The sequence below is a fragment of the Bacillus sp. EKM501B genome (genome assembly GCF_011800505.1).
Classification (GTDB): Bacteria; Bacillota; Bacilli; order Bacillales; family Bacillaceae_G; genus Bacillus_A; species Bacillus_A cereus.
Genome location: NZ_JAALFZ010000001.1, coordinates 111336 through 123451, shown reverse-complemented (window position 1 = coordinate 123451; position 12116 = coordinate 111336). Strand labels below are relative to the sequence as shown.

The window sequence follows — 12116 nt, the reverse complement described above, 5'->3', positions numbered from 1 at the left end:
TTACTTGGTAGGGGCTTGTAAGGGGCTTAGGAGGGGCTATTTATTGGTTACTTTGATTAGAAACACTCGATCTGAAAAACCACCTCGTTCTTCTGCTTTCTTTTTACGGATGTTGTTGATTTCTTCTAGTGTCGTGCCTTCGTATTCGGCTAGGGCGTTGATTAGTTCTAGTAGGTCGGAGAGTTCTTCTAGTTTATGTTCTTTTGTTGTTGCTTCTAGGTATTCGGTTAGTTCTTCCTCTGTTTTCTTGCAGATTTCTTTTATGTATTCATCTTCGGGTAGGATTCTTGTTGTGGATGTTTTTCCGTTGGATTTTATTATTTGTGGGATTTTGTTTCTAATTAGTTTGTTGTAGGTTGGCATGGGATTTCCCTCCGTTTGGTTTTTCTTCTATTATAATGGAAAAGCAGTTTAACTAGGTGTTAAACTGCTCCATTTCTTCTTTTATATAGTTTTCTTCTGCGGTTGGGAAGAGAGTTGGGAATTCGGATAGTGGGAAGTTTGATTTTTGGATTATATCCTCTATATCACTTTGAGGTGTATCAAGATAATTCGTTATCTCTTCTATTACATTGAAAAATTCCTTCAAGGTAACTTGAACGTCATGATGACTTGGATCCTTCTCTTCTACCTTATACTTTTTCAACTTCCCTATCACATCCATAAATCGCCGATCAAATTTTTCTTTTAATTCCTTATTATAAAAAGCTTGAACACTATCCTTCGAAAAATGTTCCTCTAACCATTCTTTATTTTCTTTTTCCCATATAAAAGTCTGCAGAAATGAAGAAAACAAAGCGATATCCACTCGTTCTTTCTTTTGAAACTTCTTCGTCATCTCATCCATATGCGAAAGCACCTTCGCAATTCTTTCTTGCTCTGCCAAAAGCTTATCCTATTTTTTCTTCCCCATTAACTCATTAAGATTTCTTCCATCTCCCGATTTCCACACTGTAGTTCCTGTCAGTCTAGTTCCACCAATAACTCCTGCCGCTTCACTAGGTGTGTCAAACAGTGTATCTCGTACAAATTCGTAACAATCCTCTCTTCGTTCCACTACCCCTTCTGCTATTAATCTTTCTCTAATTTTATAATTCCCTTCTGGCATTCCTTTTTTTACATTTAGAACCATTTGAGAACCTTTTTGAACTAAAAGTGTATGTTTCTTTCTTTTTTCCTCTGCCTTCCCTTTGTACAAACCTATGGCTTTAATATCATAAGAAGAAAAATAAAGTACAGTATCTATAGGAATTTCTTTTTCAGGTTTTTGTTGATAGCCAAATAACACTCCTTCATTAAATCCCTCTTCTATTTCTAACTCTTCTTCATCCACATCCACTATTGAAATTTCATTATAATCCATGAACCCTTTTAAAATTGCCTCAAAATCCTCACTAAATAATTGACTAAATGTAAATTCAATTTCTTCTTCAAGTTCATTTATATAGTTTGTATATTTAAAAATATAATCCTCATTAGATGAATCTTCATGCTTATATATTTCATTCCATAAATAGAATAATACTTTTTCTACAAAACTTTGAGTATGTATTACTGCACTATTTCCAAATGGCATAATAAAACGATTCCCTAACTGCTTATCCTCACTTTCCGTAATAGAATAAATTTTGGCATTTATCTTCCTTAGAAAGTCTTCCCACGAATAATATTCTTCCATAATTTTAATATAAAAATTTGCTGCATCTTCATAATTAATCCCTTGATATCGCCAAGACCATCTTCTAATAAATGCAGAATCTATTGGAAATACAGATTGATCAGAGGTATTCATTGTAGCAAAGATATAAAAATTACTTGGGAACGCTAACTTTAAATGTTCCTCATCTTCCTCTAATAACAATTGTTCTTTTATGAACTCACTCATTTCTAAAGGAACATTAATACTATACTGTGATTCACCGGTCATTGAATTTCTATCTAATAACTGAAAAAAGTCACCAAAAATGGCACTACAATTCCCTCGGTTAACTTCATCAATTACTAAAATAACCGGATCACCCTGTATACATGCTTCTACATAGGAACGCAACAATATTCCAGGGATGAATTTATAATTCAATCGTTCTTCCTTATTTTCTAATCTTTCCATAATAGGTCGATAGGTTCCTACAAAATCGCTATAATCATACTCTGGATGAAATACAGTTCGGAATACATTATCTTCTGGTATACCAAATTGGTCCATTATTTGCTTAATAGTATATGACTTTCCGGTTCCTGGTGGTCCATAAAATATTATTTGATGTGATAGATTCGGTAACATAAAAAACACCTCTTATCTTTATTTGAAAACAATGGAATTTATTAAAATATTACTATTGGACTTAACACATTCTTTTACTAAATTTGAATCTTCCTTGTTTTTTTCTAACACTAAAACTGCCCTATCTTCTCCTATAAAAAACACTTTCCCCCAAAATATATAGTAATTACTCTTTATAAAATTTTTGAGGGTTTCTTCCTGCAATATAAACATGTCATACACATGATTATAATAATCAGCAATTCTTGTTCTTACTATTTTTCTAAACAATGATTGATATTGTTGTTTTATTTTTTGATTTTTAATCGTATATGCTTTCATCAAAAATAACAGATTTATCTTAAAGTAAAAAATATGAAAAGTATCTCTATCAAAAAAAACATTTTCAAATTGTTTTGTTATTAATGGTTTGTTAAAAGGAACTATCGGTATTTCTGGGATTTTTTTATATTCTTCATAATTTATATCTCCAAATACAAAAAAATTAGGTATCGCATCATACCCCCTAGAAAAATCTTCACGCAGGAGAATATTATGTTTATCAAAATAATCGCGATTTTTTTCGAATTCCTGAATGATATTTCTTGAGTACGTAAATTGTTTAAATATAGAGTTTGTATGTACAGTTTCCCCTTTATAGTATTTCGAATCTCCAATAAAGAAAATATTATTTCCTGTCACAAAAGATTGCCCACTAAAAATATGGTCAATAATTTTTCCATCTTTTTGTACTTTTAAAACTGCTAGATGCTCTTTATCTGATAAAATCTCATTGACCATATCTTCAAATAACAAATTAAAATTGAAAACTACCATATATTCAACACATTCTTTTTGCGCACTAATAGATTCATATTGATAATATGCATTTAACAACTTAACTAGCCGTTTCATATCATCCCTAATATAAAGACTCCGTATATTCTTTAAAATCTTTGGAATTTTTCTTTCAAATTTTATAAATTCTCTTAATGGCATAATTGGTAAGTGACTATCTAAAGATATATTTATATTATAAGTGCTCTTTATCTTATTTAAGAGTGAATAAAATACCATTAAAACAATATCATTCTGGCTAAGTCTTGAATTCGAGTATTTGAAATGAAAATAATGTACGTTTTCATCATACATAACTGGCATATTCTTTTTTATTGTTTTATTCCAATGAATTTTATTTGTTTTCTTTTTATCAATACCCTTTTCCTTAATATACAGATGTTGATTTTGTTTATGAAACTTGATTACAGAAAAGATTGTTTCAATCATGGACAATTTCCGATCTTCCATATTTGATAAAATAGATAACTCATTTGGATGCTCATTTTGATTTTCCCGTTGATATTTCATTAAAGTTTGAAAAAGAAGTATTGTAAAATCATGAATAAAGGCTATTTTTTCTTTATTCCCTTTTAGCACATTTCTATAGTCCTGTTGCGCAAACTTCTCTACATCTATATCATTAAATAATTTGCCATCTTTCTCAAATAATTTGGGTAAGACTATATAAATTTCTTTTGCACCATTTGTATAAAAACCTACACATTGCAGTACTGCATGATGCTCATCCACATCTTTTATAAATTTTGACTGAAACAATTCATACAATAATTCTTTCGCATATCTATACTGTTCAACAAATATTCTCAAACTTTACACCTCTATGTTCCACTCTTAGCATCCTCTATCGAGGTAGCAACATTTTATTTTCCCTACTTAAATTTCAAATTCTCATTTTTGGTAATCTAATATAAAGTTATTATTCCTCTAAAACCTTTTAATGTAAATATCATTTTTAAAATTTAACCCAAAATACAAATAACCTTCTGTTTATCCGCTTTGTACATTTATTCTTTACAAGAAAAAAAGTATAGTGAACTAATTCACTATACTCTTTCCTTCATTTATTAAAATAGACTCAACTGCACTATACTATCCATCTTCTCTTCTTCTTTGTTAATCTCTAAAATCCTTTGACCCATTCGCTCCACCAAATCAACCACTAAAGCATTTCCCATACAAAAGTATCTGTTTCTTTGTGGCATTCCTGTATTCGTCCAATCCATCGGGAAACCATTTAATAACTCACATTCAACTGGTGTTAAATATCTTAGTCTTTTTGTATAAGGATCTTCAATAACATGGGAACTTCTATTACATGTTCCTTCACTTGTTAACATTGTACGTCCAGGCTTGTTTAAATCATCAGGGAAAGCCATTCCTCCCTCAGAGTAGAAATATTTATGACCTGTCGCCTTTGACACTCTTTCTTCTTTTTTAGGACCTTTAAGATACTTAAGTTCCTCAAATTCCGTTCTTCCCTTTTTGTTAACCTTATCCATTTTCAAATAATATGATTCATCTGCAGGACCAAATTTATCATATACCTTTTGAACAACTTCACCTAAAGTCTCTGGACTTTCAGTTACTGGAACTAATTCTTCCGTATATACTTGTCCATCCATCATTACGCCAGAATTATAGTATTCGGCTTTAAATGTATCAGAAACCTCAATAATATCGACTGGCAATTCAAATTGCCCTCTTTTTTTGTTTTCTTCAGGTGCTTCATACACATTAAAAATCGGAGCGAAGAATCCATTTTCACACAATATCTCTAAAGGCTTCATTTTACTTTGAACAGATGTGAAATGAGACTCTTTTAAATACGCAAAAATAAATACTCTTCGTCTTCTTTGAGAATTTCCATAATCCGCAGCGTTAATAACTCTCCATTCTACTACATATCCTGCGTCTCTAAAGCTCGCCAGCATAATAGAAAAATCACGACCTCTTTGTTTTGCTGGTGATTTCAATAATCTATCTACATTCTCTAATAAAACAAATCTTGGCTTGCGAGAATTAACTATGTTCATTATCTCCCAAAAAAGAACACCTTTTTTTCCTTGTATTCCTTTTTCATTTGATAAAGTACGTGCTACAGAATAGTCTTGACAAGGGAAGCCACCTACTAATAAATCATGCTCAGGTATTTCCGGCCAAGCTTCTGCTATATCTCTATTTACATGTATTCCTTTATTTTCAAAGCGAGTTGCATAACAATTAAATGCATGTTGTGCTTTAGTTGAGGGCTCCCACTGGTTTCCCCAAAGAACTTCAAAGTTTTCGTTTGCTTCTAGTCCTAATCTAAAACCTCCTACTCCCGCGAAAAGTTCTACTACTTTCACCATAAATACACGAACATCCTTTCGGTATTTTATTTATCTATGCTTCATTATAATAAAAAGTGAGGAAAAGATCAACTATAACATTTTAGGAATCATATTTTTTACAGTTCCTTTTTTGACTTGTAACCGTTAAGAAAATAATTCGTTACTATATCAATAGTATAAACGAAACAAGTCGCCTTGAATAGATCCAATATAACTGTTCTTTAATAGAACAAACTGACTTTTCCTTCTTATAAATTTTACTTGTATAAAATTGAAACAGCTTTTTATTATAGCATAGATTTAATATGTATTGTTTAAAATCATGCAACGTAGCACTGGATACAGAAAGGAGTTTATTATGGACTATACTACAATAGAAGAACTAATGAAAAAAGCACATGAAGCTGAAGGAAAAACATTTGGTGAAATCGATACAACTGACCGACTTGCAAATGCTAAATCAAAAGGTGGACTAGGGCAAGTAATCGAGGAAAGCTTTTTTGGATATGAAGTCAATTCAAACGCAGAAGCTGACTTTAAACACCTTGGTATTGAACTTAAAGTAACTGCATTTAAACAAAATAAAAACGGTTCATTATCAGCCAAAGAACGACTAGTCTTAAATATTATCAACTATATGGAAGAAGTTCATACACACTTTGAAACATCAAGCTTTTGGAAGAAAAACGAAAAACTATTATTAATGTTCTATGAATGGGTACCTGGTGTAGACCGTAAAGATTTTCACATTACAAAAAGCCTTTTATTCACCTATCCCGAAGCTGATTTAGAAATAATTAGACAAGACTGGGAAACCATCGTAAATAAAATTCGTGTCGGCAAAGCACATGAATTATCTGAAGGTGATACAAACTATTTAGGAGCTTGCACTAAGGGTTCCAATAAAAATTCACTTCGCTCACAACCGTATTCTGAAATTCCAGCAATGCAAAGAGCTTTTTCGTTAAAGCCTTCTTACATGACAGCACTAGTTCGCAGGTATCACCTAAACGAAGAACTAGTAAGTTTTACAACAACAAATGAACTAAAAGGAAAATCTTTAGAAGAAATCCTTTATTCAAAATTTGAAAATTACATAGGCTTAACTGATCAAGAAATCGCTCAAAAATTATCTATTGATTACAAACCTACAACCAAAAGCTTTGTTCCACTATTAGTAAGCTCTTTACTTGGTATCAAAGGAACTCGACTCGATAAAATTGAAGAATTTGCGAAAGCTAATATAGAATTTAAAACAGTTCGTTTAGAGCCTAACGGTAAACCCGAACAAAGCATGTCATTTGAAACAATCGATTTTCATCAATGGACAAACGAATCATGGGAAGAAAGCGAAATTAGAGAACGCTTCTATCAAACCAAGTTTTTATTCGTAATTTTTGAATTTAACCAAACAAAAAAAGAAAATCCAAATCGTAAACTCTACTTTAAAGGTATTAAACTTTGGAACATGCCTGCTCCTACAATAGAAAAAGAAATACGTGAACTATGGGAAGAAGTTAATAAAGTAATACATGAGGGTATTCAAATTGAATATAAAAAACGCGGTGACAAAGTCGTCGAAGCAAATAACCTACCAAAAATAAACTTCAACGGTGTCGCGCATATTAGACCAAAAGCTCGCAACGGTGCCGATAAAGTAACTTTACCTGATGGTCAGCATATTACAAAGCAGTGTTATTGGTTAAATAACTCTTATATTGCCCAAATCATTAACAAAACGAATAAATAATTATCTTTCTTATTAACAAAAATGGATTATATCTAGATAGTATATAAAAACTTACCTAGATATAATCCATTTAATATATATCGTTAAAATTAATACACATTATATACAATATTTCCATCTATGCGAAATCAGTTGTTTCTTCATTTTCACTTAAAATACTTCTGATAATCCTCTTCATTTTTAAATTCAATCGGCCCTACATCCATTCGGAATTTTCCATTCTCGTACAATAGTGGCGAAGCTTCTGAATGGTCTTTTGAGTAGCTTTCTACATGTGAAATTTTCATCTCATTTGAATTCGTGAAATCAATATGAGCAATACACACCCAATAAGCATGGTCATTTATTTCTAATAACGGTGCTGTTACAACGCTTCCCATATGATTATCGACAACAGCTTTTGCCCTCATAGAATAAAAACTACCTACCCCATTGCCTACAGCACTATACGCAGCAAATAAAACATATTTCAAAGCTTCTGGTCGATAAATACGAATTGTTTCTTTTCCTGGCTCTTGCGAATCACCGTCCAACACAATATACGGCGACACTTTAGACGAACCTAGATTTTTATAATAAACCTTTCCTATTTCTCCATTAGTTGTTACGTAAAAACAGTATAAGTCTAAATCTTTATTTGTTTCCCATTCTAAAGTAGCTGTTACCATTTTAGATTTTTGTATATTGATAGATTGTTTTTTCTTCAATTCAACCTTCACTGCATTAATAGTTTTTTGTACTGGAGGCGGAGTAGGAACTATTTTCTTCTCTACAGGAGGAGCAAATTGTTTTTCATCTTCTGCGATTTCTATTCCAAAATTTGTACACAATGCAGCTAATCCACCAAAATAGCCAGCTCCAATCGGATTGAACTTCCATCCTCCTCCATGTCGATATAGCTCTCCAACAATAATCGCACTTTCATCTGTAAATGGATTCATGATAGGAAATTGAAGAATTTCTAATCCTGATTGTGCGTTGTTTATTTTCAATTGAATATGGGAAACATCTCGTAGCGCCTGTTTCTTCTCTTCAGCATTATGAATTGTAATCGAAAATACAACCTTTTGTACCTCATCTTTTATATGAGTAAAATCTATCGAAAATCTTTGTTTACTTCCATTTACGATATTTTGATTTAATTGAACAGATCGACAACTAGAATAAGGTTGTCCATAAAAAACGAAATCCTCTTCTTTAGTAATTTTCCCATTAAAACCTACTAAAAAAGCTGATGCATCTACATCCATATTCATCGGGGCATTCCAAGTTAAATCTACCAGTAACCCTTTCATCTCTGGATGATTCTTTGTAACATCTATCTTTTGTCCCCTTACTAAAGTATGTATCATCATAATTCCCCCGTCCTACACCTTTAATGTTTTATCACTCAGTTCAATTATACTCCTGTTTAGATTTCCCTTTCTATCTTAAACTATAAAACCATGATAATTGATTATTATCATAAGAGGAAAATTCTATATAAAAACTTATTGAACTAAATACTCTCTATTTAAAATTCTAAATAAACATACTAAGAATGACATCAATATTTCATGAGCTGTGGTTGCTAAAATTACTTATCAACTTTAGCTCCACCAACCATTCCCCCATACCACCCACTACTCTCCTCCAAAAACCCCCTAGTCTCCCCACTCCCCTTATAAAAACTCTCCCAACCCCGCTCCCTCAAAATCCCCTTCCAACTCTCACTCTCCACCATCCTCTTAATAACACCATCCCAATAAGCAACCTCTTCCTCTGTCATATCTTTCGGGCCCATAATGCCTTTCCAGTGCTGGAAGATGACGTTGATTCCTTGTTCTTTCCATGTTGGGATTTCTGGTAGTCGGTCTAGTCGTTTTGGTGCCGATACGGCTAGTATTTTTATTTTGCCGGCTTTGTATTGTTTTTCGGCTTCGGATAGGGTCATGGTTGCGGCGCCTATTTGTTTGTTCGTTAGGGCGTTTATGATTTTTTCTTTGTTTTCGTAGACAAAGAATTGTAGTTCGGCAGGGTTTATGCCGAATGCTTTGCTTACTTGTACGAAGGATAGGTGGTTGTCGTTTCCTAGGCCTGGGGCAACGCCGATTTTGAAGTTTTTCTTGTTTTGTTTTAGTTGTTCCATGAGTTGTTTTGCGTTTTCTATGCTAGAGTCTTTTGAGACGACAACGACTTCCCAGTCCGATGCGAGTGTCGCGAGTGGGGTGAAGTCTTTATATGTTAGTTTACTGTGGCCTAGTAGGTTGTTCGTTATGAGTAAGCTTGAGTTAATCGCCAGTACGTGACCGCCTTTTTGTTTCGTATATTTCCATCCGACATCACCGCTGCCACCTACTTTATTTGTGACTGTGATTGGTTTTGTGAAGATTTTTTCTTCTGTTAATGTTTTTTGCATCGCTCGTGCCGTTAAGTCCCATCCTGCTCCTTGAACGTTTGGTGCAACGATTTCTAATTTGTCGATGTTCACTGTATTCGTATGGGATTTTTCCGAGGAGCAACCAGCTATTACTCCTGTCATGATCCATATACATAGTAATAATCTTTTTTTCATAGTCCTCGCCCTATTCGATATTTTCGTTCTGGTCGTCCGATAATGCCGTATGTGTACTCTACTGTGCATTCGTTTGTCGCTACTAAGTATTCTAAATATCTTCTTGCGGTTGTTCTGGAGGCCCCCATTTGTTCTCCCATTTCTTCTATTGTAATGCCCTCTTCGAATCCTTTTATAATGCCTTTCACTTTTTGCAGTGTTAACGGATCCACACCTGTCGGTAAGTTTTTTATGTCTTGTGTTTGCGAAGTCCCGAAGAAATTATCGATGAGTGCTTGATTTACTTCATTGTTACTATGTAATAATTGCTTCTTTCTTTTATAGTCTTCAATGGTGCGAACAAATTTTTCTAACGTGACCGGTTTTATAAGGTAGTTGCTTACGCCATTTCGAATTGCTTTTTCTAGCATATAGTTTTCATTCGCTGCAGTAACCATAATGACGTCAACGTTTGGAAAATCAGCGTGGATTTTTGGTAATAAGTCTGTCCCAATTCCGTCTGGTAAATAATTATCTAATAGAAGTAAATCGATTTCTTCTCTTTGTAGTAGTTCCATCGTTTCTTTCGCATTCAGCGCTTTTCCAATCACTTTTACATCTTTTATTTTTGATAAAAATTCCTCTTGAATTTGTGCGACGCGGAAATCATCTTCTGCAATTGCAACCTTCAACATATGCCCATCCCCCTGTTTGTCATGTACTTTCTCTCAATGTTTTCGGAAGGTAAATTGTAAAAATCGCTCCCCCATTTTTTTCGTTTTGAATTTCAATTGTTCCCTCTAGTAGATCTACCATTTCTTTCACATTCGCTAATCCGTAACCACGATCATTCCCTTTCGTTGAAAATCCTTTTTGAAAAATGGTCGTAATTTTTTCTACCGGTATTCCTATCCCACTATCTATCACTTCAAATACAATATCGTGTCCTATATTCGTAACGAAGAAGGAAACTCTCTTCTCCTCTTGCCCACTCACCACATCAAACGCATTATCGATTATGTTTCCAAGGATCGTAATGAGGTGCGACACCTTTATATGGTCTGGTAACGGATGAAGCGCACTATCTCCTTCAATATGAAAATCAATTTTCTTCTCAGATGCTGTTCCGATTTTCCCTAATAAAATTGCTTGTACTTTTGCATCATGAATTTGATGGAATAAAATATGATTTTGGCTTTGATGAATATTAGATTCTTGCTGGATAAATTCAATCGCCTCTTTGTAATGTCCTAACTGAAGTAATCCTGATAAAACGAAAAGCTTATTTGTAAATTCATGTGTTTGAGCGCGTAAGTCCTCAGAATACTTTCTTACCTCAGATATTGTGTTCACAAGGTTTTGCAGTTCTGTTTTATCTCTAAAACTACATACAATTCCTACCGTACTGTTATTTTCAAGTATCGGTGTCATATTTAAAATAAACACTTTATCTTGAAACGCGATTTCTTGATCGTTTTCTAGCACTCTTTCCATATTAAATTCTGGTAAAACTTTTGAAATGTGTTGCTGCATATAATCACAATTTACATGTAGCATTTCTTCTGCCGAGGTGTTCATCATCGTAATAAAACCGTTTTGATCAATAGCTATAATTCCTTCTTTTATAGATAGTAATATCGCACTTCTTTCACGGTATAACGCTGCAATTTCATTCGGCTCTAAACCGAGTGTGTCTTTACGAATGCTACGCGCTAAAAGAATACCACCAATGATTCCAGCTAGTAATACACCTAAGGAAAAGAGGATAATTTCTTTCGTTCTGCTTAATATGTTAGATTCGATACCTTTTATTGAAAACTCTACTGTTACAACGCCTACTACTTGATCGTAGTCTTCGTTATGAACAATAATAGGTGCCTTTGCCATTAAGGCTGGACCACTTACACCATTTCCTTCAAGCGTATAGTACCCTCCAAAAGTGAGTGCCTCATAGTTATATGGATTGTTACTCTTTGTGCCAATTAACTCCGAATTAGAATGGGAATACGTCACCCCAAAGCGATCTTCTATAATGACAGTATCTGCACCAGCTTGCTCACGAACTTGTTCCGCAATGGATTGAATCGTATTTTTATGCTCGTTATTTTGAAAAGCATCTTTTATAGCTGGCATAAAAGAAAGCGACTTGGCTGTTTGTAGTGCTAACTGCTCCACTTGGCGCTTCGTATCAACGGACTGAATGTAAACAAATATTCCTGCTAATAGGAGAACAACAAATAAAATTAACGTAATAATTAAGCTTACTATTTTCGTTTGCAATGACACTTTGCGTGATTTCTTCATACTTCATATCCTTTGATAAAATATTCTAAACTATCAATCTCCTTTTTCTATTATTATGACAAAACGAATAAGGAA

At 33.4% G+C, this 12116-nt stretch carries 9 protein-coding genes and 1 pseudogene; 1 reads left to right on the top strand and 9 read right to left on the bottom strand.

What is annotated here, in order from left to right; all coding sequences use genetic code 11:
* Positions 1-36: 36 nt before the first annotated feature.
* The 5 genes and pseudogenes from HFD78_RS00650 to dcm all read right to left on the bottom strand — a co-directional run bounded on the left by HFD78_RS00650 (position 37) and on the right by dcm (position 5472).
* Positions 37-363 carry a nucleoside triphosphate pyrophosphohydrolase gene (locus HFD78_RS00650; RefSeq protein WP_001143686.1) on the bottom strand — a complete coding sequence of 109 codons (327 nt, stop codon included), beginning with the start codon at positions 361-363 and terminating at the stop codon, positions 37-39.
* A 52-nt stretch (positions 364-415) separates the two neighbouring features.
* Positions 416-889, bottom strand: a pseudogene (locus tag HFD78_RS00645) (MerR family transcriptional regulator); the annotation flags it as partial.
* A 6-nt stretch (positions 890-895) separates the two neighbouring features.
* A complete protein-coding gene (locus tag HFD78_RS00640) occupies positions 896-2284 on the bottom strand; it encodes a DUF4357 domain-containing protein (RefSeq protein ID WP_000937289.1) in 1389 nt (462 codons plus the stop codon).
* An 18-nt stretch (positions 2285-2302) separates the two neighbouring features.
* The gene (locus HFD78_RS00635) at positions 2303-3931 is read right to left on the bottom strand and encodes an LlaJI family restriction endonuclease (protein ID WP_001218111.1); all 1629 of its coding nucleotides are present in this window, start codon (positions 3929-3931) and stop codon (positions 2303-2305) included.
* Positions 3932-4188: 257 nt separating this feature from the next.
* A complete protein-coding gene (dcm, locus tag HFD78_RS00630; RefSeq protein ID WP_000241632.1) occupies positions 4189-5472 on the bottom strand; it encodes a DNA (cytosine-5-)-methyltransferase in 1284 nt (427 codons plus the stop codon).
* Positions 5473-5812: 340 nt separating this feature from the next.
* Between dcm and HFD78_RS00625 the strand changes: the two genes are divergently transcribed.
* Complete coding sequence (locus HFD78_RS00625; protein ID WP_000386745.1) at positions 5813-7204, top strand: Sau3AI family type II restriction endonuclease; 1392 nt, start codon at positions 5813-5815, stop codon at positions 7202-7204.
* Positions 7205-7350: 146 nt separating this feature from the next.
* On the opposite strand, the gene HFD78_RS00620 is transcribed toward HFD78_RS00625, so the two are convergent.
* The 4 genes from HFD78_RS00620 to HFD78_RS00605 form a co-directional block, all read right to left on the bottom strand.
* Entirely contained in the window at positions 7351-8556 is a 1206-nt protein-coding gene (locus HFD78_RS00620) for a TerD family protein (RefSeq protein ID WP_000582007.1), read from the bottom strand.
* 224 nt (positions 8557-8780) lie between these two features.
* Positions 8781-9758: a tripartite tricarboxylate transporter substrate binding protein gene (locus HFD78_RS00615; protein ID WP_000746631.1), complete on the bottom strand. Its 978-nt coding sequence runs from the start codon at positions 9756-9758 to the stop codon at positions 8781-8783.
* Positions 9755-10432 (bottom strand): response regulator, encoded by a 678-nt coding sequence (locus HFD78_RS00610; protein WP_000921555.1) that lies wholly within the window; start codon positions 10430-10432, stop codon positions 9755-9757. Before HFD78_RS00610 ends, HFD78_RS00615 begins: the two co-directional genes overlap by 4 nt.
* A 19-nt stretch (positions 10433-10451) precedes the next feature.
* Positions 10452-12041, bottom strand: coding sequence for an ATP-binding protein (locus HFD78_RS00605; protein WP_000749657.1), 1590 nt, complete (start codon positions 12039-12041; stop codon positions 10452-10454).
* Between the last annotated feature and the right edge of the window lie 75 nt (positions 12042-12116).